This is a genomic window from Micromonospora sp. MW-13 (assembly GCF_003434305.1).
GTDB lineage: Bacteria > Actinomycetota > Actinomycetes > Mycobacteriales > Micromonosporaceae > Micromonospora.
The window spans coordinates 1-25,550 of record NZ_QKKX01000039.1 but is presented as its reverse complement, the minus strand read 5'-3'; the positions used below and the strand labels follow the sequence as shown (position 1 = coordinate 25,550).

Sequence of the window (25,550 nt, the reverse complement as noted above, 5' to 3'; positions counted from 1 at the left end):
CCGGACCAGTCGTCCTTGCCGGACCACTCGTCCTGGCCGGACCACTCGCCGTCGCTCCGGTCGTCCTGCTCGCCGGGTTTCTGGCCGTCGTCTTCCTTGGCGCCCTCCTCGTCGGCCCGGCCGGCGTCGCTGACGTTCTGCTTCGAGGTGGCCGAGTGCTGGTCCGACAGCCGGTTCGCGTCGTCGGACTTGTCGTTGCGGGCGGCCAACCCGCCGAGCGCTGCCAGGCCGACGACGCCGGTCAGGCCGGCCACGCCGGTGGCGACCCAGAGCGCCCGTCGCCGTTTCGCCGGCGGGGTGGTGTGCACCCCGCCGTCGGGAGTCGTTTCGTCGTTGGACATCAGAGCCTTCCGCCCTTCCTGCTACCAGACGGGACCGCACCGCCCGAGGGGGTGCGACCAGCTACAAATCGGTTGCAGCCTTCTGATCTCCACCGTATGAGAATGTTCCTCGCGAGGAGGACGTATCCGAAAAAACCCCGCATTGTCCTCAGAACGGGCAGGACTCCGCAGTCGGGACGGTGCCGGGCACGAAGGTGCCGCAGGGGCGGAAACGGCGGCGGGCCCCGCCACCGGTGCGTCGACGGTCGAAACGTCGCGTACCGGCGGCGGGGCCCGCCGTGGTCGTACCTGGGGATCAGCCGGGCAGGCGCGGACCCGCCTCGCGCTGCTCGGCCAGCCAGGTCTCCACCTCGTCGGCCCGGCGCGGCAGCCCGGCCGAGAGGTTGACCGCGCCGGTCGCGGTCACCAGCACGTCGTCCTCGATCCGGATGCCGATGCCGCGCAGCTCCTCGGGAACCAGCTCGTCCTCCGGCTGGAAGTACAGCCCCGGCTCGACGGTGAGCACGTAGCCCTCGCCGAGTGCGCCGTCGCGGTAGGTCTCCTTGCGGGCATTGGAGCAGTCGTGCACGTCGATGCCGAGCATGTGCCCGAAGCCGTGCAGCGTCCACCGGCGGTAGACCGTCGACTTCTCGTCCATCGCCTCGTCCACGCTGACCGGCAGCAGGCCAAGGTCGTGCAGGCCCTCGGCGAGCACCCGCATGCAGGTCAGGTGGACGTCGCGGAAGTTGGCTCCTGGCCGGATGAGGTCGATCCCGGCCTGCTGCGAGGCGTACACGACGTCGTAGACCTGCCGCTGCAACGGGGTGAACCGGCCGTCGACCGGGAGCACCCGGGTCACGTCGGCGGTGTAGAGGTTGCGGTTCTCCACGCCCATGTCCATCAGCAGCAGCTCACCCGGCCGGGTGACGCCGTGGTTGTGCACCCAGTGCAGGATGGTGGCGTGCTCGCCGGCCCCGACGATCGAGCCGTAGCCGACCTCGTTGCCGTCGTGCCGGGCGCGCAGCGCGAAGATCCCCTCCAGCAGCCGCTCGGAGACCGCCCGGTCGGCCGGCAGCACCCGGGCCACGTCCTCGAAGCCCCGCACGGTGGCGTCGACGGCGTCCTGGAGCTGGGCGATCTCCCACTCGTCCTTGACCAGCTTGAGTTCGGAGATCGTGATCGCCAGCTCGCGGTCCCGGGCCGGCTGCCCCTCGGCCCGCGGCCCGTCGTACGGGCGCAGGGCCGCGTCCACCCGGGCGTCGAAGCCGCGCAGCACCCGGGTCCGCGCCGGCGCCAGCTCGGCCAGCGCCGCGTCCAGCTCGGTCAGGTCGACGGTGGGCAGGCCCAGCTCGGTCGACTTCTCGGCCAGGGTGTGCCGCCGGCCCACCCACAGCTCGCCGTGTCGGCTGCGGAAGAACTCGTCGTTGTCCCGGGAGGACCGGGGTCGCATGTAAAGGGTGGCGTCGTGCCCCGAGCCGTTGGGGCGCAGCACCAGCACGCTGTCCGGCTCGTGGTCGCCGGTCAGGTACGCGAAGTCGCTGCCCGGCCGGAACCGGTACTCGGTGTCGTTGGCGCGCACCTTCTCCCCGCCGGTGGGGATCACCAGCGTCTCGCCCGGGAAGGCGGCGGAGAGCGCGGCCCGCCGCTTGGCGTGGTTCGGCACCTCCACCCGGGGGCCGACCGGAAGATTGGTGTCCCGCCAGCCCTGACGCATGAACGACAGGAACGCCTCCGGGAAATCCGGGTCGTGTGACTCGGTGCCGTCCGGCTGGCCGCCGGTCTGCTTCTCGCTCATGATCCGCTCCCTCCGCCGCGTCGCTGGTGCAGACGGTACCCCGCGCGCGCGGAAGTGGAGAGCCTGCGGTGCCCGCGACGTGCGTCCCGGCCGCGTGGAAAGATGACCACCATGTGCGGACTCCTGGCCTTCTTCAGCGCGAACGGCAACGCCGCCGCCCACCGTGACCACATCGCGGGGGCGTTGGAGTGCCTGCACCACCGCGGACCGGACGAGACAGGGGTCGAGGTGGTCGGCGACGCCACCGGCCACTACGCGGACGGGGTGTTCGGGCACAAGCGACTCGCGATCATCGACGTGGCGTCCAGCCACGAGCCGCTGCCGTACGCGGGCGGGCGCTACCTGCTGACGTTCAACGGTGAGATCTACAACTACATCGAGCTGCGCGAGGAACTGGTGCGCACCTACGGGGCCCAGTTCGCCACCGCCGGCGACGGCGAGGTCATCGTCGCCGGCTTCCACTTCTGGGGCGAGCAGGTGCTCACCCGGCTGCGCGGCATGTTCGCGTTCGTGATCTGGGACCGGCAGGAGCGCCGGGCGTTCGGCGCACGCGACTACTTCGGCATCAAGCCGCTGCACTACCTGGAGACCGCCGACGGGCTCTACCTCGCCTCGGAGAAGAAGGCGCTGCTGCCGTTCGCGCAGTCCGCGTACGCCGGGGACGCCGGGATCGACCCGGCGAACCTGAGCCACTACCTGACCCTGCAGTACGTCCCGGAGCCCGGCACCCTGCACCGGGGCATCAACCGGATCGGGTCGGGAGAGTACCTGACCTGGAGCCCGGGCGGCCGGATCGACGTGCGCCGGTGGTACCGGCCGGTGTTCCGGCCCGCCCCGGTCAGCGACGAGCAGCGCCTCTACCACCAGATCCGGGAGACGCTGCGGGAGAGCGTCCGGATGCACATGCGTTCGGACGTGCCGGTCGGCTCGTTCCTGTCCAGCGGCATCGACTCCACCGCCGTGGTGGCGCTGGCCCGGGAGTTCAACCCGAACATCCTCACCTTCACCGTCGGCTACGACGTCCCCGGGTACTCGGAGATCGACGTCGCCCAGGACTCGGCCCGGCACCTCGACGTGACCACCATCCCGACGAAGATCGGGCCGCAGGACATGATCGACGCGCTGCCGAAGATCGTCTGGCACCTGGACGACCCGGTGGCCGACCCGGCCCTGGTGCCGCTGTACTTCGTGGCGAAGAAGGCCGCCGAGCACGTCACCGTGGTCCTCTCCGGTGAGGGCGCCGACGAGTTCTTCGGCGGGTACACGATCTACCGCGAGCCGCTCTCCCTCGGCACGGTCAACGGCCTGCCGGGCGGGGTGCAGAAGGGCCTGCGGGCGGTCTCCAAGGCCATCCCGCAGGGGGTGAAGGGCAAGAGCTTCCTGGAGCGCGGCACCACCCCGATCGAGCAGCGCTACTACGGCAACGCCCGGATGTTCACCGAGGAGGAGAAGCAGCACCTGCTGCGCCGCTACGACCCCTCGGTGCGCTACACCGACGTCACCGCGCCGATCTACGCCGAGTGCACCGAGCTGGACGACGTCACCAAGATGCAGTACGTCGACCTCTACACCTGGCTGCGCGGCGACATCCTGGTCAAGGCCGACCGGATCTCGATGGCGCACTCGCTGGAGGTCCGGGTGCCGTTCCTGGACCGGGAGGTGTTCGACGTGGCGGCCACCATCCCGGTCGACCTGAAGCTCCCGCCGCGCTCCGACGCCACCAAGTACGCCATGCGCCAGGCGTTGCAGGGCGTGGTCCCGCCGGCCATCGTCAACCGGAAGAAGCTCGGCTTCCCGACCCCGACCCGGGTGTGGTTGCGCGGCGAGATGTACGAGTGGGCCCGCTGGGTGCTGTCCAACTCCGGCGCCGGCGACCTGATCGACCTGTCGTACGCGATGCGGCTGCTGGAGGAGCACAAGCGGGAGGAGGCCGACCACTCCCGCAAGGTGTGGACGGTGCTGATCTTCTGCATCTGGCACGCGATCTTCGTGGCCAAGACCCTCGACCCGGGCATCCAGCGCAACCAGTCCGCGCTGCTGACCAAGCCGGTGGTCGGCTCCATGGTCCGCTGAGCCGGTGCGGAGGCCCCCTGCCGCCGCGCGTGGCAGGGGGCCTCCGCTCACCCGGGCGGGGTCACGCCCGGGCGCAGCTCACCGCGGGCAGGGCGTTCGTCCCGGTGCTGCTGGCCACGAAGCCGAACGTCGTCGTCCCCTCCGGGGCGACCATGCCGTTCCAGGCCGCGTTGGTCACCGTGGTGGTCGACCCGGACGTGGTGTACGAGCCGTTCCACAGGCTCTGGATCGTCTGCCCGCTCGGCCAGGTCAGCGTCGCCTTCCAGCCGGCGAACGACGTGCTGCCGTGGTTCATGATCGTCACCTCGCCCTGGAATCCGCCGGACCAGGTGCCGACCACCTTGTAGACCGCCATGCAGTCCCCGCTGTGCGGCGGCGGGGTGGTCGGGCTCGGCGGCGGCGTGGTGGGGCTGGGCGGCGGGGTGGTCGGGTTCGGCGGGGGAGTCGTCGGGTTCGGCGGCGGGGTGGTCGGGTTGGGCGAGCCGCCGTTGCCCACCCCGGTGACCTCGCCGTTGCCGCCGTCGAAGGCCACGTCGGAGCAGCCGAAGAAGTTCTCCTGGCTGTCCGAGCGGACCCAGCGCGAGTAGATGATGTGCCGGCCGCTCTTGTTCGACGGCAGGTTGCCGCTGAAGTAGTAGTGCCCCTCGTTGGTGCCCACCCCGCCGTTCTGCGGCGGGTTGGTCACCGTGAGGAAGGGCTGCTCCTCCAGGTCGCTCCAGGCCAGCGGCCGGGTCGGGCTCCAACTGTCCTTCGTCACGTAGAAGTAGAAGGTGCCCGGGTGGTGCGCCCAGTTGCTGTACTTGAAGTCGTGCCGGGCCCCGGCGGTCAGGTGGGTCAGCGGCCAGTCGGTGCGGGCCTGGTCGTACCCGCTGAAGCCGGGGTTGCCGCCGCTGCACAGCTTGCCGTCGGGGATGAAACCGACGGTCCGGCCGCCGGCGTCGGAGCGCAGCACGCTGAACCAGTTGTACAGCGAGTTCGCCCCGCTCTCGGCGACCGCCGCGGTGCAGGCCGGGTTGATCGGCTTGATCTCACCGGTGCTGGTGAGGCCGTCCTTCCAGCAGAGGTAGGTCCGGGCGCCGGGGGTCATCGAGGCGCCGTGGGCGGCGGCCCGGTCGGGGCCGGCCGTCAGGGCGACGGCGCCCGCGGCGAGGGTGGCGGCCGCGGTGAGCAGCGCGGCCGTACGGGAACGGGTCACGGGGTTCTCCTGACTCGCGGGACGACCGCACCGGACGTCCCGCTGCGAACGAGCGGATGTGACGATCGCGGCGCCGCGCCCAGGGCCCGCAGGGCGGACGGAGCGCGGGTCACCGGCGGTCCGCCTCGGCGGACCGGCGTGCCCTCGCGCTGGCTCTCTCCCGTCGCCGGCGGGCGGCAGCCCCCGCACCGACCGGCAGCGCCATCTCACCACGCCGGGGCAGCCCCACGCAATAGCCGCCTGTCGATGAGTGTCGCCCGCGCTCCGGGGTCGTCCGCGGCGGAGTCCGGGTCCGTCCGCGCTCCCGGCCGGCGGTACGACAGGATCGGGGTACGGCGGTGACGGACGGAGGGACCCACGATGGGATACGCGGTGGTGCTCGGCGAGGCGCTGGTCGACCTGCTCGACGCGGAGTGCGACGGCCGGCCGGTGTTCCGCCAGGAGATCGGTGGCGGGCCGCTCAACGTGGCCGTCGGGGTGGCCCGGCTCGGTGGGCGGGTGCAGTTCGTCGGCTCGCTCGGCGACGACGTGCTCGCCGACCGGATCCGCGCCTTCCTGGCCGACGCCGGGGTCGGGCTCGACGGGACGGTCACCGTGCCCGCGGCGACCGCGCTCGCGGTGGCCACCCACTGCGGCGCCGAGCCGGACTTCCGCTTCTACGGCGAGCCACCGTCGTACGGGCTGCTCACCGCCGACGACCTGGACGTCGGCCTGGTCGCGGGCGCCGAGGTGCTCTACTGCGGGTCGATCGTGCTGCTGCGCCCGGCCGTGCTGGCCGCCGCCCGCCGGGCCTGGGCCGCCGCGGGCGGGCTGCGGGTCTTCGACCCGAACGTGCGGCCCCGGCTGCTCGACGGGCCGGCCGCGCTGGCCGGGCTGCGCGCGACGGTGGCCGAGTTCGCCGCCGCCGCCCACCTGGTCAGGTTGAGCACCGCCGACGCCGAGCTGCTCTACCCCGATGAGCCGGTCGAGGGGGTCGCCACCTACCTGCGCGAACTGGGGGCGGCGACCGTGGTGGTCACCCTCGGCCCGGCCGGGGCGGTGGTCGCCGCCGCCGGCGGCGATCCGGTACGCGTGCCCGCGCCGAAGGTGCGCGCGGTGGACGCCACCGGCGCCGGCGACTCGGTGATGGGCGCGCTCATCGCCGATTTGCTGGTCGACGGCGAGCCGACCGACCCGGCCGACTGGCACCGGCGGGTCGCGTTCGCGCTGCGGGTCGCCGGCCTGGTGTGCGAGACGCCGGGCGGTGCGGTGGCCATGCCCACCCGCGCCGAGGTGCTGCGCCGCTTCGCCGGCTGACCCGCCCGTCCGTCCAGCCCCGTCCGGGCCGGATGCTGGAACAGCCCGATCCCGGCCCGGCCCTGGGCCTGTCGGCGCGGGGGGTCAGCGGTCGGTGGGCCGGGCCAGGGTGAGCACGGCGGCCAGGGAGAGCACGGCGGCGCCGGCCAGCACGGCCGCCATCGGCACGGCGCTGCCCTCGCCGCCCAGCCCGACCAGCGGCGCGGCCAGCGCGCCGATCACCGACTGGAGCGCCCCCAGCAGCGCGGCGGCCGTGCCGGCGTGGCTGGCGTGCCGGTCCAGCGCCAGCGCCGTGCTGTTGGGCATCACCATGCCGATCGTGCCGACGAAGACGAACAACGCGACGGCGAGCGGCCACGGGTTGCCGGCCACCGCGCCGGTCAGCACGCCCACGGCGGCCCCGGCGCCGACCAGCAGCGTGGCGACCAGCAGGACGCCCGGGCCGAACCGGTCGAGCAGCCGGGCGTTGGCCTGCCCGGCGGCGACCAGGGCGAGCGCGTTGAGGCCGAAGAGCAGGCTGAACGCGCCGCCGGAGACGCCGAACACGTCCTGGAAGACGAACGACGAGCCGGAGATGTACGCGAACAGGGCGGCGAAGGCCAGCCCCTGGGTCAGCACGTATCCCAGGTAGACCCGGTCGGTCAGCAGCGACCCCATGGTCCGGGCGGTGCCCGCCAGGCCGCCGGTGCTGCGTCGCTCGGCGGGAAGCGTCTCGGGCAGCCACCGGGCCGCCGCGGCGGCGAGCAGCAGGCCGATCACCGCGAGGGTGACGAAGACCGCCCGCCAGGACCCGAACCGCAGCACCAGGCTGCCGACGCCGGGCGCGGCCACCGGGGCCACCCCGAAGACCAGGGTGAGCCGGGAGAAGTACTTCGCGGCGGCCCGGCCGGCGTACAGGTCGCGGACGATGGCCCGGGCCACCACCACGCCCGTCCCGCCGGCGAAGCCCTGCACGAAGCGGGCCGCGGCGAGCGTGCCGGCGTTCGGGGCGACCGCGCAGACCAGGGCCAGCAGCGCGTACCCGACGAGCCCGACGAGCACCGGCCGGCGGCGGCCCCACCGGTCGCTCAGCGGGCCGGTGACGAGCTGGCCGAGGGCGAGGCCGATCAGGCAGGTGGTCAGCGAGAGCTGGATCTGGGCCTGGCTGGCCCCAGCTCGTCGGTCATCGCCGGGAACGCCGGCAGGTACATGTCCAGCGAGAGGGGGCCGACCGCGGTGAGCGCCCCGAGCAGCACCAGCAGCCCGACCCCGGTGCCCCGGTCGGTCGGCCCGCCCGCCGTGGCCGCCCGGCCGGCGCCGCGGGGAACGGGAACCGGCGTCACACCGCCGGTCGACTGCACCACACGCGCCACGAGGCCCCCCAGAGAAGATCGGTCCCGGGTAACCTTAGCTCTGTTCTCAGACATGTTTCGCTGTGAAGTAGGTGACCGGTGTCGACCGACGAGACCGCTGCCCGGCTCGGCGCCGCCGTGGCGGAGCTGCACCGGCTGCTGCGCCGCCGCACCACCCGGCGGGCCAACCGGCCGGCGCTGGCCGAGGCACAGGTGGAACTGCTGCTGGTGGTCCGGGCCCACCCCGACGTCAGCGTCAAGGAGACGGCCCGGCGGCTGTGCGCCGCGCCGAACACGGTGAGCACCCTGGTCGGCGACCTGGTCGACGCCGGGCTGCTGCACCGCGAGCGGGATCCGGGCGACCGGCGGCTGGTCCGGCTGCGCCTCACCGACGCCGCGCGGCAGCGGATGGCCGACTACGAGCGGCACCGCGCCGAGCTGCTCGCCGCCGCCCTCGCCGGCCTGGATCCGGCCGCCCGTCGGGCCCTCGTGGAGGCCCTGCCGCACCTGGACACCCTGGCCGCCCTCATCACGGCCGCCGACTGACCCACTCCCACCGCGTGGGTCCCCGCGCTCCCGGTTGCTGACCGAGGGGGGCGTCGGTCCGCCCCCGACGTCGGCCGCCCCGCGGACGCCGCGACGTTCGTCGACACCCGGCGGTCCGGCCGGCAGCCGGGGCGGGGAGCGGTCAGGCGGTGCCGTCGAGTTCGGCGTAGCCGCGGCGGGCCGCGAGCAGGGCGGCGCGGGCCCCGAAGGGGGCCTCGGCGGCCACCCGCTCCGGTGGGGCGCCGCCGGTGTGGCCGGCCCGGATCAGCCAGGCCAGCTCGACCAGCTCGCCGTGCTGGGCCCGGACGAACTCCGGGTCGACCAGTTCGCCGTGCCCGGGCACGACGACCGTGCCCGGGGTGGTCAGCCGCAGCAGCTCGGCCACCGCGTCCGGCCACTGCAACGGGTACGACTCCTCGAACGCCGGTGGGCCGCCCTGCTCGACCAGGTCCCCGGCGACCAGCACGTCCGCGTCCGGCACGTGCACCACCAGGTCGGCGTCGGTGTGCCCGTGCCCCGGGTGGCGCAGCAGCACCCGCCGGCCCCCGACGTCCAGCACCGTCTCCGTGCGTACGACGTGCGTGGGGGCCAGCAGCGCCGTGCCGGCCAGCTCGGCGGCCAGCGCCGGCCGCTCGCCGCGCACCTCCTCGTACGCCGCCCGGCGCAGCTCGTCGGGGCGCTCGCGCAGCGCCGCGGCGGCGACCTCGTGCGCGTACACCGGTCGGGCCGGGTCGGCGGCCAGGGTGGCGTTGCCGAAGCAGTGGTCGAAGTGGTGGTGGGTGTTCACCACCGTCCACGGGTGCGGGGTCACCGCCCGGGCCGCGGCGGCCAGCTCGGCGGCCTGCCCGGCGGTGGAGAGGGTGTCCACCACCAGCGCCGCGCCGTCGCCGACGACCAGCGTGACGTTGACGTCGAGCAGCGGCTCCCGCAGCACGTGCACCCGGTCGGCGATCTCGACGAACCGCGGCGTCATGACGCCGCCGCCGGGCGACCGCCGGCCGCGGCGTCGGACCGGGCCCCGCCGGCCCGCTCGACGAAGCGCTGCCGGTCGACCAGCACCCGGTCCACCAGCCCCCGGGCGACCGTCTCCGCGCCGTCGGTGACGCTCACCACGAACCGCAGCCGCCGCCCGTCGACCGTGGCGAGCCGGGCGTGCGCCGCCACCGTACGGCCGACCGGGGTGGCGGCCAGGTGGTCCAGCTCGACCCGGAGCCCGACCGTGGTCCGGCCGGGCGGCATGTCGTCGGCGGTGGCCGCGACCGTGGCCGCCTCGACCAGGGCGAGCACCCGGGGGGTGCCCAGCACCGGCACGTCGCCGGAGCCGACGGCCCGCGCGGTGTCGGCGTCGGTCACGGTCAGCTCGACCCGGGCCGACAGGCCCGGCGCGAGGGGTTGCTCCGACTGCTCCTGCATGCGCCCAGCCTAGGTGGTCGGCGTCGGCCGGTCGCGGTGCCGCCGTTAACCTGGACGGCGATGGCCGTCGTGACTGACCCCCGGACCCCCGCCCCCGCCGGACCGCCCGCCCCACCCGACGGCGGTCGCCGCCGGGTGATCGCCATGTCGGTCTGGGCCGCGGCCTTCGTGGCCGCCTGGCTCGGCATCGGCCTGCCCACCGACCCGGCGTACGCGTTCCTCTGGATCTGGGCGGGCACCGTCGCCTGGAACTCGCACCGCCCGTGGCGCAGCCACCTGCTGTTCGCCCGGGACTGGGTGCCGGTGGTGCTGCTCCTCGCGGCCTACAACCTGTCCCGGGGGTTCGCCGACAACGGGGCCACCCCGCACGCGATGGAGCTGATCGTCGCCGACCGGTTCATGTTCGGCTGGGCGACCGGCGGCGAGGTGCCCACCGTCTGGTTGCAGGAGCACCTCTACCGGCCCGACGTGCAGTGGTGGGACGTGCTCGCGAGCTGGGTCTACTTCTCCCACTTCGTGGTGACCCTCGCCGCCGCCGGGGTGCTCTGGATGCGGAACCGGGAACGGTGGGCCGCGTACATGCGGCGCTTCGGGTTCCTCTGTGCGGCCGGGCTGGCCACGTACTTCCTCTACCCGGCCGCCCCGCCCTGGTGGGCGGCGCAGAACGGCCTGCTCACCGAGGTGGCCCGGATCTCCACCCGGGGCTGGAAGGCGTTCGGCATGCACGGCGCGGGCAACCTGCTCAACGCCGGGCAGATCGCCTCCAACCCGGTGGCCGCGATGCCGTCGCTGCACACCGCGTGGGCGCTGTTCGTGGTGCTGTTCTTCCTGCGGGCGACCCGCCGACGGTGGTGGCCGCTGCTGCTGGCGTACCCGCTGGCGATGACCTTCACCCTGGTCTACTCCGGTGAGCACTACGTCATCGACGTGCTGGTCGGCTGGGCGTACGTGGGGATGACCTTCCTCGTGGTCGGCCTGGCCGAGCGCTGGTGGGCGGCCAGGCGGGCGCGCCGGACGCCGGTCGGGCCGGAGCCGGCCGACGGCCCCACGGGCGGGCCGGAGCCGGAGCCGGAACCGGCCGGTCCCATCACCACCGCCGACGGGCCGCCGGCGGTCCAGGCCACCCGCTGAGCGCCTTGTCCCAGCACGTCGTGCTGCTCGCCTGAAGGGGGGCCCTCGTGACCTCGACCGTGTCCCGTCCTGGCATCGGGCCGCTGATCTTCGACCGAGGACCTGGTGCCCTACGCGTGTGGGCTGCGCAGCGACCCCCGCACAGCTCGCTGTACTCCGAACCGGTCGAGGTCAACATCCTGCTCGACGGCACGGACGACCTCGACCGCGCTGATCTGCCCCTGATCGTCGAGGTGCTCGGCAGGGTCGACCACTACCTGGAGGCCGGGCTTCGTTTCGTGCACCGGACGCTCCTGAGCGACCCGGCCCTGTTCGGCCTTACCGAGGCAGAGCTGGACTCCTACCGGGACTTCCGCGTCGAGGAATTCCCGCTGGCTTCCCCAGAGCTCAACTTCTACCTCGACGAATGGCACATTCGCTTCGCCGACGGGCGGCTGCCCATCTGCCACCCGTACGGTCTCGCGGTCACTTTCCACCGGTGGACACCGGTTCGGGTCGACGACCTGAGCGACAGCGAAGAAATCGGTTGATCCAGGAGAACCCGCGCTCGACCACCCACCTTCCGGGGAGGCACCTGGCCGCCGATCCGGCCAGCGAAGTCACCGCTCACCTGTGCAGGTGGCGGGCGGCCTGTGCCCGCGCGGTCAGTTCCGCCGCCAGCCACCACGCCTCGGCGAGGTCGCGGTCGTGCGCGGCGGCGCCCGCGCCGCCCGCGGTGTCGGCGTGCACGGTCGCCAGCCGCAGCCGCCGCTGCGCGGGGCCCTGGGTCACCCGCACGCTCTGGATCCGGGCGTACGGCACGACGGTGAGCTGCCGGGTGACCAGCCCGGACCGGGCGGCGAAGACCCGTTCGTCGAGCCCGGCGCCGACGGCCCGGCGGCTCAGCGGGCGCAGCCACCGGGCCCGGGTCGGCGGGAGGCTCGTCGCCAGCCCGCTCAGCCGGACCCCCGGCAGCACCTCCGCCACGATCCGTTCCCCGGTGGCCGCGTCACCCACCGGCAGCAGCCGGTCGGGGCGGTTCCGGTCGTCCGGCTCGCCGGCCGCGTAGCCGGCCACCTCAAGCCGCAGCCGCAGCCAGCCCTTGGCGCGCCAGAGCAGCGGCCAGGTCACCCCGACCGTCTGCACCCGGTTCAGCGGCACGGTCTGCGCCCGGGTCTCCAGCAGGCCGTTGCGGATCCGCAGGGTGCCCTCGTCCCGGGCCAGCCGGAAGTTCCAGTCGTCGAGGACGCGGCGTACCGGTTGCAGCAGCACGCCGGCCATCGCGGTGAGCGTGCTCGCCACCGCGATGAACGACCAGGAGCCCTCGGAGAGGAACTGGGCCGCGACGAAGGCCACGCCGAAGGGGAGCAGGAACGCCTGCGGGGTGAGCAGTTGGCTGACCAGCAGGTCCCGGTTGGCCACGTCGTGCAGCGCCCGGCCCGGCGGGACCGGCGAGGCCCCGTGTCCCACCCCCGGCCCGGCCGCCGCCGGGGTCGCCGCCCGGGGGCCGGGGGCGGCCCCGGTACCGGCGAGCGCGAGCAGCCGCTGCCGCAGGGCGGCGGCCTCGGCCACCCCCAGGTACGCCAGCGGCGCCTCGGTCTTCCCGCCGCCGACCACCTCCAGCCGCAGCTCGGCCAGCCCGGTGAGCTGGGCGAGCAGCGGGCGGACCACCTCGACGGCCTGGAGGCGCTCCAGCGGGATGGCCCTGGTGCGCCGCCAGAGCAGGCCCTCGTACACCCGCAGTTCCCGGCCGACCACGTGGTAGCCGGTGTTGTACCAACTGACCACCGCGAGCACCGTCGCGCCGAGGGCCAGCGCGGTCACCATCGCCGCGAACCAGCCGAAGCCGACCCGGGACAGGGTCGACCAGGACAGCCCGGCGATGACCACCACCAGCGACTTGGCCCCGTGCAGCGCCGGACTCAGCGGGTGCAACCGCTGCCGCGGCTCCCCGCCCCCGGCCTGCTGGTGGGGGAACTGCGGGGAGCGGGGGGCGCCGGTGGGGTCGGTGTTGTGCTGGCCCTGGCTCACAGGCCCTCCGCGCGGTCCTCGCCGAGCGCGGTGAGCCGGTCGCGCAGCCGGGACGCCTCCGCCGGGGGCAGCCCCGGCACCCGGGCGTCGCTGGCCGCGGCGGCGGTGTGTAGCTGCACCGTGGCCAGGTCGAAGGCCCGTTCCAGCGGACCGGCGCTGACGTCGACGAACTGCATCCGCGAGTACGGCACGATGGACAGTCGGCGGACCAGCAGCCCGTGCCGCACCAGCAGGTCGTTCTCACGCTCGGCGTACCCCCAGGCGTGCACCGCGCGCACGATGGTGACCACCCGCCACGCGCCGGCCAGCACGACCGCGCCGAGGGCACCGCCGAACAGCCAGTGCCCGCTCAACGCCCAGCCGACGGCGAGACCCAGCAGCAGCACCCCGAGCACCGCGGCCAGCCGCAGCAGCTCCACCCAGATCAGGTTGGGGGACACCGGCTGCCACCGCACGGTGTCCGGCCACGGCTCCAGCGGGCCCGGCGGGAACGGCGCCGCCCCGGTCGGGGCCGGCGGCGGTCCGGCCGCGAACGATCCCGCACCGGCGCCGGGCGACTCCGGGCCGCCGGGACAGGGGTACGGCCCGGAGGGCTCCGGTGGCGGCGCGGGGTGCGACCCGGGCAGGCCGGCCGACTGGCCGGGTGGGGGTGGGCCGCCGACGGGGTCGCCGGTCACCGGGAGGGTCCGCTCTGCGCGCTCACCAGTCGAGCGTAGGCGATCCGGCCAGTTGCGTGACCTCCCGAAGGAAGCCGCGTGCGTCGAGGAAGTCGCCGAGCGAGGACCGGTGCCCGGCGCAGGCGAGCCAGGTCTTGCGCCGGTCGGCGGTGTGCAGGCGGGGATTGTTCCAGCGCAGCGCCCACTCCGCTGGGGCGCGACAGCCCCGGGCCGAGCAGATCGGCACCGCGTCGGCGGGGAGGGAGGCGCTCATCCGGGCCAGTCTAGGCGCGCGGCGAGGAGTCTGAGCGCCGGGCGGCCACGGGGGGAGCCGCCCGGCGACGGGGTGAATGGTACACACGCCGGACCCCCTGGTGTAAACCCGTGATCGGCGTTTCGGGACGGCGGGACGGCGTGGCGGAAAACGGCTTCTCCCCGCCTCGGCACTCAGCCGGGCATGCGAGTCTTGATACGCACCACGCCGCGACAACCGATCATGCTGTGGAGGACCGGTGGCCCAGCCGACCACGCCCGACACCCCGACGCCGAACGGCAGCGCGCCGGACACTTTCCCGACGTCGGCGCCGCCGACGACCACCCCGGCCCAGGACGCGACGCTGCTGGAGCGGGCGCTGTTCGAGATCAAGCGGGTGATCGTCGGCCAGGACCGGATGGTCGAGCGGATGTTCGTGGCGCTGCTCGCCCGGGGGCACTGCCTGCTGGAGGGGGTGCCCGGGGTGGCGAAGACCCTCGCCGTGGAGACCCTCGCCAAGGTGGTCGGCGGATCCTTCGCCCGGGTGCAGTTCACCCCGGACCTGGTCCCCGCCGACATCATGGGCACCCGGATCTACCGGCAGTCCAGCGAGAAGTTCGACGTCGAACTGGGCCCGGTCTTCGTCAACTTCCTGCTCGCCGACGAGATCAACCGGGCCCCGGCCAAGGTGCAGTCGGCCCTGCTGGAGGTGATGAGCGAGCGGCAGGTTTCCATCGGCGGCCAGACCCACCGGGTGCCGGACCCGTTCCTGGTGATGGCCACCCAGAACCCGATCGAGCAGGAGGGCGTCTACCCGTTGCCGGAGGCGCAGCGGGACCGCTTCCTGATGAAGATCGTCGTCGGATATCCGACCGACGCCGAGGAGCGGGAGATCGTGTACCGGATGGGGGTGGCCCCGCCGGAGCCGGCGCGGGTCTTCGACACCGAGGACCTGATCGCGCTGCAACGCAAGGCCGACCAGGTCTTCGTGCACAACGCGCTGGTCGACTACGCGGTGCGGCTGGTGCTGGCCACGCGTACCCCCGCCGAGCACGGCATGCCCGACGTCGCGCAGCTGATCCAGTACGGCGCCAGCCCGCGCGCCTCGCTCGGCCTGGTCCGGGCCACCCGGGCGCTGGCGCTGCTGCGCGGCCGGGACTACGCCCTCCCACAGGACGTGCAGGACATCGCACCGGACATCCTGCGCCACCGGCTGGTGCTCAGCTACGACGCGCTCGCCGACGACGTGCCGGCCGACCACGTGGTGCACCGGGTGATGTCGACCATCCCGCTGCCGTCGGTGACCCCGCGCCAGCAGGCCACCCCGGCCGGCCCGGCGCCGGCCGCCGCCGGGTGGCCCGGGCAGCGGCCGTGACCTCACCCACCCCCTTGGGGGGTACGCGGTGGTCGCCCTCACCCGCCGCCGCCCCCCGCAGCGAGGCGCTGCTGTCCCGGCTCCAGCTACTGGTCACCCGCAAGCTCGACGGCCTGCTCCAGGGCGACTACGCCGGGCTGCTGCCCGGCCCGGGCAGCGAGGCGGGGGAGTCGCGCGAGTACCGCCCCGGCGACGACGTACGCCGGATGGACTGGCCGGTGACCGCGCGCACGACGACGCCGCACGTGCGGCGCACCGTCGCCGACCGGGAGCTGGAGACGTGGCTCGCGGTGGACCTGTCCGCGAGCCTGGACTTCGGCACCGGCCAGTGGCTGAAGCGGGACGTGGTGGTGGCCGCCGCCGCCGCGCTGACCCACCTGACCGTACGCGGCGGCAACCGGATCGGGGCGGTGGTCGGCAGCGGCGCCGAGCCGGCCGCCCCGGCCGGCCGCCGGCGGGGCGCGCCGCCGCCGGCCGGACCCGGGCGGCTCGTCCGGCTGCCCGCCCGGTCCGGGCGCAAGGAGGCGCAGGGGCTGCTGCGGGCGATCGCCGGCACCGAGATCCGGCCCGGGCGCAGCGACCTGGGCGCGCTGGTCGACATGCTGAACCGGCCACCCCGCCGGCGCGGGGTCGCGGTGGTCATCTCCGACTTCCTCGCGCCGCCGCAGCAGTGGGTGCGGCCGATGCGTAAGCTGCGGGTCCGGCACGACGTGCTGGCGATCGAGGTGGTCGACCCGCGCGAGCTGGAGCTGCCCGACGTGGGGGTGCTGCCGGTGGTCGACCCGGAGACCGGGGAGCTGCACGAGGTGCAGACCGCCGATCCGCGGCTGCGCCGCCGCTACGCCGAGGCCGCCGCCGCCCAGCGGGCGGAGGTCTCCGCCCAGCTCCGCGCCGCCGGCGCGGCCCACCTGCGACTGCGGACCGACACCGACTGGCTGCTCGACATGGTGCGCTTCGTCGCCGCGCAGCGGCACGCCCGCACCCGGGGGACGACACGATGATCCGTTTTCTGCAACCGTGGTGGCTGCTGGCCGTGCTGCCGGTGCTCGCCCTCGCCGCGCTGTACGTGTGGCGGCAACTGCACCGCCGGGCGTACGCGATGCGGTTCACCAACGTGGACCTGCTGCGCACGCTCGCGCCGAAGGGGCTGGGCTGGCGGCGGCACGTGCCGGCCGTGGCGTTCCTGCTCAGCCTGCTGGTGCTGGCCACCGCCCTGGCCCGGCCGGCGATGGACACCAAGGAGCCGCTGGAGCGGGCCACCGTCATGCTGGCCATCGACGTGTCGCTGTCCATGCAGGCCGACGACGTGGCGCCGAACCGGCTGGAGGCCGCCCAGGAGGCGGCCAAGCAGTTCGTCGGCGAGCTGCCGGAGAGCTACAACCTCGGCCTGGTCTCGTTCGCCAAGTCGGCGAACGTGCTGGTGCCGCCCGGCAAGGACCGGGGCGCGGTGACCAGCGCGATCGACGGGCTGGTGCTGGCCGAGGCGACGGCGACCGGCGAGGCGGTGTTCACCTGCCTGGAGGCGATCCGGTCGGTGCCGGCCGACGGTGCGGCGGGCATCCCGCCGGCCCGGATCGTGCTGCTCTCCGACGGCTTCCGCACCTCCGGGCGGTCGGTGGAGGAGGCGGCTGCCGCCGCCCAGGCGGCCAATGTGCCGGTCTCCACCATCGCCTTCGGCACCGACGCCGGCCAGGTCGACATCGGCGGGCAGCTCCAGCGGGTGCCGGTGGACCGGCTGGCGCTGGCCGAGTTGGCGGAGACCACCGAGGGGTACTTCTACGAGGCCGCCTCGGTCAGCGAGCTGAAGAAGGTCTACCAGGACATGGGCAGTTCGATCGGGTTCCGCACCGAGCCCCGCGAGGTCACCCAGTGGTACGCCGGGATCGCGCTGCTGCTGGCCCTCTGCGCGGGCGCCAGCAGTCTCCTGTGGTCGGCCCGCCTGATCTGACCGGGTCCCGTCCCGCGTCCGCGTCGACCGTGGACGGTCGGCGTGGGCGGGGCGGTCAGTGCCCGGCGGAGGTGAGGACGAAGACGACGGCCACCCAGACGGCGGCGAGGGTGAAGCCCAGCGGGGCGACGTAACGGCTCATGGGAAGGCTCCGGTGGCGGCTGGACGGTCCGCGGTGTCGCGGGACCGCAGGGGTAGGCAGGACGCGCACACGAAGTCGTGACCGGGAGGCTCCCCGCGTCGTCCTCATCGGACGGCACGGCGCGGTCGCCCCGCCGGGGAGGCGAGGGTGGACGGCGGGGGGAGCGGAGCTGGGTCAGCTCACCTGCTGAGTCGTGGCTCAGCGGGGCTGACGATCGGCCCGGCCACGACTGGGAGGATCGCTATCTCGCACAGCGATCACCTCCTGCGGTCGGCCTGGTCCGGAACGTGGATCATCGTACACCCGGGGGTCGCCCGCCCGAATTCGGCCGCCGGCCCCGGGCCCGCCCAAAGCGGCACGGGCGGGCGACGCGCCCGCGTTAGCGCTTACCTGCCGGTAACGCCTAGGCTCCCCACCGACGTGGATCAGCGGAGCAGAGGGGGACCCGTGGCCCGAACCGTGCTGGTGACCGGCGGAAACCGGGGGATCGGCCTGGCCATCGCCCAGGCGTTCGCCAAGCAGGGCGACCGGGTGGCGGTGACGCACCGTAGCGGCGACGCCCCCGAGGGGTTGTTCGGCGTCACCTGTGACGTGACCGACTCCGCCTCCGTCGACGCGGCCTTCGGCACCATCGAGGCGGAGCTGGGCCCGGTCGAGGTGCTGGTGGCCAACGCCGGCATCACCGACGACACCCTGATCATGCGGATGTCGGAGGAGCAGTTCACCCGGGTGCTGGACACCAACCTCACCGGTGCGTTCCGCTGCGCCAAGCGTGCCTCGACGAAGATGCTCCGGGCCCGCTGGGGGCGGATGATCTTCATCTCCTCGGTCGTCGGCCTGTACGGCGGCCCCGGCCAGGTCAACTACGCGGCGAGCAAGGCCGGCATGGTCGGTGTGGCCCGCTCGATCACCCGGGAGCTGGGCGGACGCAACATCACCGCCAACGTCGTCGCGCCCGGCTTCATCGACACCGACATGACCGCCGCGCTGCCCGAGGACCGGCGGGCCGAGTACCTGAAGTCCATCCCCGCCGGTCGGTTCGCCACCCCCGACGAGGTCGCCGGGGTGGTCGCCTGGCTGGCCTCGGACGCCGCCGGCTACATCTCCGGCGCCGTGATCCCGGTCGACGGCGGCCTGGGCATGGGCCACTGACGCTGCTCATCGCACCGACTCAACGGAGGAACCCCGACATGTCCGGACTGCTGGCCGGTAAGCGGCTGCTGGTCACCGGCGTCATCACCGACGCCTCGATCGCCTTCTCCGTGGCGAAGCTCGCCCAGGAGAACGGCGCGCAGGTCGTGCTCACCGGCTACGGCCGGCTCTCCCTGGTCGAGCGGATCGCCCGGCGGCTGCCCGAGCCGGCCCCGGTGATCGAGCTGGACGTGACCGACGCCGAGCACCTCGCCGGTCTGGCCGACAAGGTCCGCGAGCACGCCGACGGCCTGGACGGGGTGGTGCACTCGATCGGCTTCGCCCCGCAGAGCTGCCTCGGCGGCGGGTTCCTCGACGCGCCGTGGGAGGACGTGGCGACCGCGCTGCACGTCTCGACGTACTCCTACAAGTCCCTCGCCATGGCGGCGCTGCCGCTGATGTCGCCGGGCGGCGCGGTGGTGGGTCTCACGTTCGACGCCACCAAGGCGTGGCCGGTCTACGACTGGATGGGCGTGGCCAAGGCCGGGCTGGAGTCCGCGTCCCGCTACCTCGCGCTGCACCTGGGCAAGCAGGGCATCCGCAGCAACCTGGTCGCCGCCGGCCCGCTGCGCACCATCGCGGCGAAGTCGATCCCCGGCTTCGAGCGGTTCGAGGACGCCTGGGCCGAGCGGGCCCCGCTGGGCTGGAGCCTCACCGACCAGGAGCCCGCCGCCCGGGCCTGCCTGGCGCTGCTGTCGGACTGGTTCCCGGCCACCACCGGCGAGATCGTGCACGTCGACGGCGGCTACCACGCCATCGGCTCCTGAGGTGTGACCACCGGCCCCCGGCCACCTTCCGAGGTGTGGCGGGGGCCACCTCGTGACACCCGGCTCAACGAGCTGACCAGGGGCCGTCGCCCGGCCGACCGGCGGGCGGGGAAGAATGGACCCATGGCGTACGACGCGTTGGTGCTGGTCTCCTTCGGCGGCCCCGAGCGGCCCGAGGACGTGCTGCCCTTCCTCCAGAACGTGACCCGGGGGCGGGGCGTCCCCCCGGAGCGGCTGGCGGAGGTCGTCGAGCACTACCAGCACTTCGGCGGGGTCTCCCCGATCAACCAGCAGTGCCGGGACCTGCTCGCCGCCGTCCGGGCGGACTTCGCCGCCCACGGCATCGACCTGCCGGTCTACTGGGGCAACCGGAACTGGGACCCGATGCTCGCCGACACCGTGGCGCGGATGCGCGACGACGGAATCACCACCGCCCTGGCGTTCGTGACCAGCGCGTACGGCGGCTACTCCTCCTGCCGGCAGTACCAGGAGGACATCGCGAAGGCCCGCGCGGCGGTCGGCCCGGACGCCCCGGTGATCGACAAGCTGCGCCAGTTCTGGGACCACCCGGGCTTCGTCGAGCCGCACGTCGACGCGGTCAGGACGGCCCTGGCCCAGCTCGACCCGGCGCGGCGGGCCAGCACCCGGCTCGTCTTCACCGCCCACTCCGTGCCCGTGTCGATGGCCGCCAACGCCGGCCCGCACGGCGGCCGGTACACCGCCCAGCTCGCCGAGGTGGCCCGGCTGGTGCACGCGACCGCCGCCCCCGACCTGCCGTACGACCTGGTGTGGCAGAGCCGCTCCGGCCCGCCGCAGGTGCCGTGGCTGGAACCGGACGTCAACGACCACCTGGCCGCCGTCGCCGAGGCCGGCACCACCGCCGTGGTGGTCAGCCCGATCGGGTTCGTCTCCGACCACCTGGAGGTGGTGTGGGACCTGGACACCGAGGCGCTGGAGACCGCCAAGGAGCTCGGCCTGGACTACGTGCGGGCCGGCACCCCGGGCACCGACCCGCGGTTCGTGGCCATGGTGCGCGAACTGGTCGCCGAGCGCACCGAGCCGGGCGGGCAGCGGCTGCGCCGCCGCCTCGGCGAGCTGGCGCTGTGGGACACCTGCCCGACGGTGTGCTGCGTGCCGGCCCGCCGGCCCTGACCCGCCGCCCGCCACCTCCGACACCCGTGCGGGTCGCCGTCCGGCGGCCCCGCCCCGACACCCCCTGGGACGACGAATGTACGAGCGAAAGCCGGTGCAGAGCTGGCTGACCGACATGGACGGCGTGCTGGTGCACGAGGGCCAGCCGGTGCCCGGCGCGCCGGAGTTCATCAACAAGCTGCGGGCCTCCGGAAAGCCGTTCCTGGTGCTGACCAACAACTCCATCTACACCCCGCGCGACCTGCAGGCCCGGCTGACCCGGATGGGCTTCGAGGTGCCCGAGCACGCCATCTGGACGGCGGCGCTGGCCACCGCCCAGTTCCTGGCCGACCAGCGGCCGGGCGGCACCGCGTACGCGATCGGGGAGGCCGGGCTGACCACCGCGCTGCACGCGGTCGGCTACGTGCTCACCGACTTCGCCCCCGACTACGTGGTGCTGGGGGAGACCCGGACGTACAGCTTCGAGGCGATCACCAAGGCGGTCCGGCTGATCAACGAGGGGGCCCGGTTCATCTGCACCAACCCGGACGTCACCGGCCCGTCGGTCGAGGGCGCGCTGCCGGCCGCCGGTTCGGTCGCGGCGATGATCTCGAAGGCGACCGGGGTGGAGCCCTATTTCGTCGGCAAGCCCAACCCGATGATGATGCGCTCGGCGCTGAACACCATCGACGCGCACTCCGAGACGACCGCGATGATCGGCGACCGGATGGACACCGACGTGCTGTGCGGCCTGGAGGCCGGGCTGGAGACCATCCTGGTGCTGACCGGGATCAGCACCAGGACCGAGGCCGAGCGGTACCCGTACCGCCCGTCCCGGATCGTCGACTCCGTGGCCGACCTGATGGACGAGATCTGACCCCGGCTCCGCCGGGCAGCGCCCCCCGTGAACGTGCTCGACCGGCTTTCGCTGCCAGCAGAGGAGGTGGTGGCAGCCCTGATGCGGGCAGGCGTTCGGAACAGTTCCGAACGCCTGCGAGCCCCGGCGGTTCGCCCGGACCGGTTGACCCGCGCGCGGATCGGGCCGGTCCGTTCCGCCGCCGGGTACGGACTGGGCTCGTGGCCCCTGACCCGGCTGAGGCGGGCGGGTCAGGGGCGTAGCGGGGCGTTGCAGGCGGCGACGAGGGCCTGCCGGCAGGCGGTGGTGAGCGGCCGGAGCGCGGCGTCGCGCTGCTGGGCCTCGTGGTTGTTGATCGCGCCGCCCGGCGCGCTGTGCCCGGCCAGGGCCAGCACCCGGTCGAGCACGGCCGCGCGGGCGAACAGCCGCCGCGCCCGGGGGTCGAAGCCCGGCGGCAGGTCGGTGGTCCCGTCGGGGCGGCGCAGCGCGGCCAGTGCGCCGGCCAGCTCGGGTCGCCACTGGGCCACGTCGAGCCGGGTCAGGGCGGCGGTGGTCTCGGCGAGCGCGATGGCCAGCTCCGCCTCCGCCTCGGCGGCGCCGGGCGAGGCCAGCGAGGCGGCCGGGGCGTCGGCGGGCAGCGGGTAGCAGCGCCAGAGCACCGTCTCGAAGGTCATCCCCGAGCCGGAGGTGTGCGTGCGCACCTGCGGGATCAGCCCGAGCCCGCCGGCCACCACCGCCTCGCCGGTGACCAGCGCGGTGCCCGCGAAGTCGCCCGGACCGGGCAGCCCCCGTGGGTCGCCGGGTGCGGGCAGCACCAGCCGGATCTCGTCCGGGGAGAGCTTCGCGAGGGTGGGCAGCGCGTCCCGCAGTGGGACGTCGGTCCAGGTGCCGGGGGCGTCCGCGACGAGGTGCTCCTCGTCGCCGGCGATCTCCTCGGCGACTTCGTCGTACGGCACGAGCCCGGCGCGCCACGCGCGCACCCAGGCAACGAACCGGCTCGACCGGCGGGGCGCGAGCGTGACCGCGCCCGTTGCGGGGGAGGACATGCAAGAGAGGGTACGTGCTGCGCCCCACCCCTGTCTCGACTGCCGCTTGCCCCGCCCCGGTTAGCGTCGATCATGGACTCGTGGTGACCGGATATTCCGCTCGTGCACCTTTTCGCGGGGCACCCGACTCCATGATCGGCGCGGCTGGCGCGCCCCGGGGCGGGCGGGGGTTAGCGTGGCGGGATGGTGGGGCGGTACGGCGAGGACGTGTTGGCGGGCGACTGGCGGCGGCGGAAGGTGATCCCCGAGGTGGACGCCGAAGCCGATCTCGTGGTCGAGGACGCCGACTCCGGGTTCTGCGGCGCGGTGGTCGGCTTCGAGTCCGGCGCGGTGGTGCTGGAGGACCGGCACGGCCGGCGGCGCAACTTCCCGCTGTTGCCGGCGGCGTTCCTGCTCGACGGCCGGCCGGTCACGCTGCGCCGGCCGGCCCGCGCGCCCGTGCCGGCGGCCCGCCGGCGCACCGCGTCCGGCTCGATCGCGGTCGGCGACGTGCGGGCGCAGGTGGCCAAGGCCAGCCGGATCTGGGTCGAGGGCGTGCACGACGCGGCCCTGGTGGAGCGGATCTGGGGCGACGACCTGCGCGTCGAGGGCGTGGTGGTGGAGCCGCTGGACGGCATCGACGAACTCGCCGCGCAGGTGCGCGACTTCGCCCCCGGCCCGGGCCGGCGGCTCGGCGTGCTGGTCGACCACTTGGTGCCCGGCTCGAAGGAGAGCCGGATCGTGGCCCGGGTGAACTCCCCGCACGTGCTGGTCACCGGCCACCCCTACGTCGACGTGTGGCAGGCCGTCAGGCCGGCCGCGCTGGGCATCGCGGCGTGGCCGGTGGTGCCGCCGGGGCGGCCGTGGAAGGAGGGGGTCTGCGCGGCCCTCGGGGTGGCCGAGCCGGCCGACATGTGGCGGCACGTCCTGTCCCGGGTGGACAGCTTCGCCGACGTGGAGACCCCGCTGATCAACGCCATGGAACGGCTGATCGACTTCGTCACCGATCCGGCACCCTAACCCCACCCCACCCCCTTGCCCCGGCCGCGCAAATTCTCGGAAAGCGTGGCCATTCGCCGAGGAATAACCACGCCTTCCGTGAATTTGCCGGCACCCGCCATCCCAGGGGTGGTTAGGGTTCCTCGTCGGGGGTGCGGGTGAAGACGAAGGTGGCTACGTCGAGGGCGACCGGGTGGCCCGCGTCGTCGCGGAGCACGGTGAGGATCTCGCCGTCCTCCGGACCGGAGCGGCCCCGCCAGCGGTCCGGGCCCTCCCGGGTGAACCGCATGACCGGGTTCCCGATCGGGCCGGCCCGCAGCTCGCCGGTGGCGGCGTCGGCGCGGAACTCGATCTCCGTGCCCATCCACCACCAGCGGCCGGTCAGCTCGGCCAGCTCGGCCGGGGGCGCGGCGTCGGCCGGACGCCACGGCGCGACCGGGTCCGGCAGCGCGTCCAGGACGGTGGTCAGCACCTCCCGCCCGAGGCCGCCGACGTGGCCGACCCGGAGGCCGTACGAGTTGGCGAAGCCGACCACGGCGGTGCGGGTGGGGCGGTGCACGGCCAGCCCGGCGACGTACCCGGGCATCGACCCGCCGTGGCCGACGTACACCCGGTCCCCGGCCCGGTACAGCTCGACGCCGAGGCCGTGCCCGCTGGTCCACGAGTCGAGGTCGCTGATCGCCACCGGCGCGCACATCTCGGCGAGCGTCTCCGGGGCGAGAACGGCCGGGTCCGGGTCGGCCAGGAACGCCGCCCACCGGCCGAGGTCGGTGATCGTCGACCAGAGCTGCCCGGCCGGGGCCATCGCCCCGGTGTCGGTGCGCGGCTCCTCCCGCAGCGTGTCGTGCCACGGGTGCACCACGTACCCCCGGGCGAACGGCTCGGCGGCCTGGTAGGTGGTGCGGGTCATGCCCAGCGGTGCCAGGATCCGCTGCCGGAGCAGGTCGAACCAGCCCGTCCCGGTGACCGCCTCCAGCACCCCGCCGAGCAGCCCGTACGCCAGGTTGGAGTAGTGGTAGACCCGGTGCGGCGGGTAGGCGATCTTGTGTTCGCCCACGCCGGCCAGCACGGACGCCAGGTCGCCGACCTCGGCCCGCTCCCACCAGGGGCCGTCCGGTTCGCGCTGGAGGCCGCTGGCGTGGCCGAGGAGCTGGTGCAGGGTGAGCGCGCCGACCCCGGTGCCGGGCAGGTGCGCGTCGAGGGGGTCGTGCAGGGCCAGTGTCCCGGCGTCACGCTGCTGCATGACCAGCACCGCGGTCATCGTCTTGGTGATCGAGCCGAGCCGGTACTGCCGGTCGGCGTCCGGGCGGGGATGCTCCCCGGCGGCGGCGACGTGGGCCAACTCACCCTCGCGCACCACGCCGAGCACGAGCGACGGGGTACGCCCGGCGGACTGCGCCCGGGCGACCACGGCGTCGACCCCTCGGGCGGTCTCGGATGGCAGCGACACGGCTCCTCCACTGGCTCTCGGGACGCCGGCGGCGCCCTCGCGGAAACGGCTGCCGCCGAGCTTACTGATCTTGCCTGCGGGCCGCGCGTGCTCCGACGTGTCACCCTTGGGGGGTGGACGCGGTGTTCTGGGTCGTACTGGGTGTGGTGTTGGCGGTCGCCGAGATCTTCACGACGACGCTGTTCCTGATCATGTTCGCGGTCGGCGCGTTCGCCGCCGCCGGAGCCGCGGCCCTGGGCGCGCCGACCGCCGTGCAGGCGCTGGTGTTCGCGGCGGTCTCGGCGCTCAGCGTGGCGGTGGCCCGGCCGGCGATCCGCCGGCACGCCCGTTCCGCCCGGGACAGCGGCGAGCAGCCGTTCGGGGTGGAGGCGATCGAGGGGTCCACCGCCCTGGTGCTGGAGCGGGTCGACGCCGAGCAGGGCCTGGTCAAGATCGACGGAGAGCTGTGGAGCGCCCGGTCGTACGACGCGACGCAGAGCTTCGTCCCCGGCCGGCGGGTGCGGGTGATAAAGGTCCAGGGCGCGACGGCCCTGGTGTGGGATGACGACGTTTCCACCTCGGGCGAACTGCCCGAAGCGAGAGGGTGAAGGGTATGGAATTTGTGACGGTGCTGTTGGTCGCCGTGGCGTTGATCGTCGTGGTGACCC

Annotated in this window: 23 protein-coding genes and 2 pseudogenes; 14 read left to right on the top strand and 11 right to left on the bottom strand. The window is 74.1% G+C overall.

What is annotated here, in order from left to right:
• Both C5N14_RS20125 and C5N14_RS20120 read right to left on the bottom strand, forming a co-directional pair.
• Positions 1-341, bottom strand: a pseudogene (locus tag C5N14_RS20125) (hypothetical protein); the annotation flags it as partial.
• A gap of 295 nt (positions 342-636) precedes the next feature.
• A complete protein-coding gene (locus C5N14_RS20120) occupies positions 637-2,115 on the bottom strand; it encodes an aminopeptidase P family protein (protein WP_117669670.1) in 1,479 nt (492 codons plus the stop codon).
• Positions 2,116-2,226: 111 nt separating this feature from the next.
• Here C5N14_RS20120 and asnB point away from each other — a divergent pair, with 111 nt between their 5' ends.
• A complete protein-coding gene (asnB, locus tag C5N14_RS20115) occupies positions 2,227-4,188 on the top strand; it encodes an asparagine synthase (glutamine-hydrolyzing) (RefSeq protein ID WP_117669673.1) in 1,962 nt (653 codons plus the stop codon).
• A 61-nt stretch (positions 4,189-4,249) separates the two neighbouring features.
• Here asnB and C5N14_RS20110 read toward each other — a convergent pair whose 3' ends face one another.
• On the bottom strand, positions 4,250-5,383 hold the full coding sequence (locus tag C5N14_RS20110; protein ID WP_117669669.1) for a lytic polysaccharide monooxygenase: 1,134 nt from the start codon (positions 5,381-5,383) through the stop codon (positions 4,250-4,252).
• Between the two features lie 360 nt (positions 5,384-5,743).
• On the opposite strand from C5N14_RS20110, the gene C5N14_RS20105 reads away from it, so the two are divergent.
• Positions 5,744-6,679: a PfkB family carbohydrate kinase gene (locus C5N14_RS20105; RefSeq protein ID WP_117669668.1), complete on the top strand. Its 936-nt coding sequence runs from the start codon at positions 5,744-5,746 to the stop codon at positions 6,677-6,679.
• 84 nt (positions 6,680-6,763) lie between these two features.
• On the opposite strand, the pseudogene C5N14_RS20100 reads toward C5N14_RS20105, so the two are convergent.
• Positions 6,764-7,920: pseudogene (locus C5N14_RS20100) on the bottom strand (multidrug effflux MFS transporter).
• Positions 7,921-8,109: 189 nt separating this feature from the next.
• Between C5N14_RS20100 and C5N14_RS20095 the strand changes: the two are divergent.
• Entirely contained in the window at positions 8,110-8,556 is a 447-nt protein-coding gene (locus tag C5N14_RS20095) for a MarR family winged helix-turn-helix transcriptional regulator (protein ID WP_117669667.1), read from the top strand.
• 142 nt (positions 8,557-8,698) lie between these two features.
• Here C5N14_RS20095 and C5N14_RS20090 read toward each other — a convergent pair whose 3' ends face one another.
• Both C5N14_RS20090 and C5N14_RS20085 read right to left on the bottom strand, forming a co-directional pair.
• The gene (locus tag C5N14_RS20090) at positions 8,699-9,529 is read right to left on the bottom strand and encodes an MBL fold metallo-hydrolase (RefSeq protein WP_117669666.1); all 831 of its coding nucleotides are present in this window, start codon (positions 9,527-9,529) and stop codon (positions 8,699-8,701) included.
• Positions 9,526-9,969 carry a thioesterase family protein gene (locus C5N14_RS20085; RefSeq protein ID WP_117669665.1) on the bottom strand — a complete coding sequence of 148 codons (444 nt, stop codon included), beginning with the start codon at positions 9,967-9,969 and terminating at the stop codon, positions 9,526-9,528. Before C5N14_RS20085 ends, C5N14_RS20090 begins: the two co-directional genes overlap by 4 nt.
• Positions 9,970-10,029: 60 nt before the next feature.
• Between C5N14_RS20085 and C5N14_RS20080 the strand changes: the two genes are divergently transcribed.
• Together C5N14_RS20080 and C5N14_RS20075 are read left to right on the top strand one after the other, a co-directional pair.
• The gene (locus C5N14_RS20080) at positions 10,030-11,100 is read left to right on the top strand and encodes a phosphatase PAP2 family protein (RefSeq protein ID WP_117669664.1); all 1,071 of its coding nucleotides are present in this window, start codon (positions 10,030-10,032) and stop codon (positions 11,098-11,100) included.
• A gap of 47 nt (positions 11,101-11,147) precedes the next feature.
• Positions 11,148-11,630: a hypothetical protein gene (locus C5N14_RS20075; protein WP_128763612.1), complete on the top strand. Its 483-nt coding sequence runs from the start codon at positions 11,148-11,150 to the stop codon at positions 11,628-11,630.
• Between the two features lie 76 nt (positions 11,631-11,706).
• Here the strand turns inward: C5N14_RS20075 and C5N14_RS20070 are convergent, their stop codons facing one another.
• The 3 genes from C5N14_RS20070 to C5N14_RS20060 all read right to left on the bottom strand — a co-directional run bounded on the left by C5N14_RS20070 (position 11,707) and on the right by C5N14_RS20060 (position 14,040).
• Entirely contained in the window at positions 11,707-13,014 is a 1,308-nt protein-coding gene (locus C5N14_RS20070) for a PH domain-containing protein (protein WP_243639835.1), read from the bottom strand.
• A 92-nt stretch (positions 13,015-13,106) separates the two neighbouring features.
• Positions 13,107-13,586 carry a PH domain-containing protein gene (locus C5N14_RS20065; protein WP_117669672.1) on the bottom strand — a complete coding sequence of 160 codons (480 nt, stop codon included), beginning with the start codon at positions 13,584-13,586 and terminating at the stop codon, positions 13,107-13,109.
• A gap of 223 nt (positions 13,587-13,809) precedes the next feature.
• The gene (locus C5N14_RS20060; RefSeq protein ID WP_117669661.1) at positions 13,810-14,040 is read right to left on the bottom strand and encodes a hypothetical protein; all 231 of its coding nucleotides are present in this window, start codon (positions 14,038-14,040) and stop codon (positions 13,810-13,812) included.
• A 238-nt stretch (positions 14,041-14,278) separates the two neighbouring features.
• On the opposite strand from C5N14_RS20060, the gene C5N14_RS20055 reads away from it, so the two are divergent.
• From C5N14_RS20055 to C5N14_RS20025, 7 genes are all read left to right on the top strand, one after another.
• Positions 14,279-15,394, top strand: a complete 1,116-nt coding sequence (locus C5N14_RS20055; protein WP_117669660.1) for a MoxR family ATPase — start codon at positions 14,279-14,281, stop codon at positions 15,392-15,394.
• Positions 15,373-16,395 (top strand): DUF58 domain-containing protein, encoded by a 1,023-nt coding sequence (locus C5N14_RS20050; RefSeq protein ID WP_371685878.1) that lies wholly within the window; start codon positions 15,373-15,375, stop codon positions 16,393-16,395. Before C5N14_RS20055 ends, C5N14_RS20050 begins: the two co-directional genes overlap by 22 nt.
• The gene (locus tag C5N14_RS20045) at positions 16,392-17,342 is read left to right on the top strand and encodes a VWA domain-containing protein (RefSeq protein ID WP_117669659.1); all 951 of its coding nucleotides are present in this window, start codon (positions 16,392-16,394) and stop codon (positions 17,340-17,342) included. The genes C5N14_RS20050 and C5N14_RS20045 overlap by 4 nt, the downstream gene beginning before the upstream one ends.
• Positions 17,343-17,931: 589 nt before the next feature.
• Positions 17,932-18,636 (top strand): beta-ketoacyl-ACP reductase, encoded by a 705-nt coding sequence (fabG, locus tag C5N14_RS20040; protein WP_117669658.1) that lies wholly within the window; start codon positions 17,932-17,934, stop codon positions 18,634-18,636.
• Positions 18,637-18,674: 38 nt separating this feature from the next.
• The gene (gene fabI, locus C5N14_RS20035) at positions 18,675-19,442 is read left to right on the top strand and encodes an enoyl-ACP reductase FabI (RefSeq protein WP_117669657.1); all 768 of its coding nucleotides are present in this window, start codon (positions 18,675-18,677) and stop codon (positions 19,440-19,442) included.
• Positions 19,443-19,565: 123 nt separating this feature from the next.
• Positions 19,566-20,594 (top strand): ferrochelatase, encoded by a 1,029-nt coding sequence (locus tag C5N14_RS20030; protein ID WP_117669656.1) that lies wholly within the window; start codon positions 19,566-19,568, stop codon positions 20,592-20,594.
• 76 nt (positions 20,595-20,670) lie between these two features.
• A complete protein-coding gene (locus C5N14_RS20025) occupies positions 20,671-21,450 on the top strand; it encodes an HAD-IIA family hydrolase (protein WP_117669655.1) in 780 nt (259 codons plus the stop codon).
• Positions 21,451-21,680: 230 nt separating this feature from the next.
• Here C5N14_RS20025 and C5N14_RS20020 read toward each other — a convergent pair whose 3' ends face one another.
• Positions 21,681-22,475: a hypothetical protein gene (locus C5N14_RS20020; RefSeq protein WP_117669654.1), complete on the bottom strand. Its 795-nt coding sequence runs from the start codon at positions 22,473-22,475 to the stop codon at positions 21,681-21,683.
• 183 nt (positions 22,476-22,658) lie between these two features.
• Between C5N14_RS20020 and C5N14_RS20015 the strand changes: the two genes are divergently transcribed.
• A complete protein-coding gene (locus tag C5N14_RS20015; RefSeq protein WP_117669653.1) occupies positions 22,659-23,474 on the top strand; it encodes a DUF3097 domain-containing protein in 816 nt (271 codons plus the stop codon).
• A 112-nt stretch (positions 23,475-23,586) separates the two neighbouring features.
• Here the strand turns inward: C5N14_RS20015 and C5N14_RS20010 are convergent, their stop codons facing one another.
• Positions 23,587-24,903, bottom strand: a complete 1,317-nt coding sequence (locus tag C5N14_RS20010; RefSeq protein ID WP_117669652.1) for a serine hydrolase — start codon at positions 24,901-24,903, stop codon at positions 23,587-23,589.
• Positions 24,904-25,016: 113 nt separating this feature from the next.
• Between C5N14_RS20010 and C5N14_RS20005 the strand changes: the two genes are divergently transcribed.
• Positions 25,017-25,490: an NfeD family protein gene (locus tag C5N14_RS20005; protein WP_117669651.1), complete on the top strand. Its 474-nt coding sequence runs from the start codon at positions 25,017-25,019 to the stop codon at positions 25,488-25,490.
• Positions 25,491-25,550 lie beyond the last annotated feature (60 nt).

Bases quoted from the DNA above. Each gene is read 5' to 3' on its own strand.
- C5N14_RS20120 (WP_117669670.1), bottom strand. From the start codon at position 2,115: ATGAGCGAGAAGCAGACCGGCGGCCAGCCGGACGGCACCGAGTCACAC.
- asnB (WP_117669673.1), top strand. From the start codon at position 2,227: ATGTGCGGACTCCTGGCCTTCTTCAGCGCGAACGGCAACGCCGCCGCC.
- C5N14_RS20105 (WP_117669668.1), top strand. From the start codon at position 5,744: ATGGGATACGCGGTGGTGCTCGGCGAGGCGCTGGTCGACCTGCTCGAC.
- C5N14_RS20090 (WP_117669666.1), bottom strand. From the start codon at position 9,529: ATGACGCCGCGGTTCGTCGAGATCGCCGACCGGGTGCACGTGCTGCGG.
- C5N14_RS20085 (WP_117669665.1), bottom strand. From the start codon at position 9,969: ATGCAGGAGCAGTCGGAGCAACCCCTCGCGCCGGGCCTGTCGGCCCGG.
- C5N14_RS20080 (WP_117669664.1), top strand. From the start codon at position 10,030: ATGGCCGTCGTGACTGACCCCCGGACCCCCGCCCCCGCCGGACCGCCC.
- C5N14_RS20060 (WP_117669661.1), bottom strand. From the start codon at position 14,040: ATGAGCGCCTCCCTCCCCGCCGACGCGGTGCCGATCTGCTCGGCCCGG.
- C5N14_RS20045 (WP_117669659.1), top strand. From the start codon at position 16,392: ATGATCCGTTTTCTGCAACCGTGGTGGCTGCTGGCCGTGCTGCCGGTG.
- fabI (WP_117669657.1), top strand. From the start codon at position 18,675: ATGTCCGGACTGCTGGCCGGTAAGCGGCTGCTGGTCACCGGCGTCATC.
- C5N14_RS20030 (WP_117669656.1), top strand. From the start codon at position 19,566: ATGGCGTACGACGCGTTGGTGCTGGTCTCCTTCGGCGGCCCCGAGCGG.
- C5N14_RS20025 (WP_117669655.1), top strand. From the start codon at position 20,671: ATGTACGAGCGAAAGCCGGTGCAGAGCTGGCTGACCGACATGGACGGC.
- C5N14_RS20020 (WP_117669654.1), bottom strand. From the start codon at position 22,475: ATGTCCTCCCCCGCAACGGGCGCGGTCACGCTCGCGCCCCGCCGGTCG.
- C5N14_RS20015 (WP_117669653.1), top strand. From the start codon at position 22,659: ATGGTGGGGCGGTACGGCGAGGACGTGTTGGCGGGCGACTGGCGGCGG.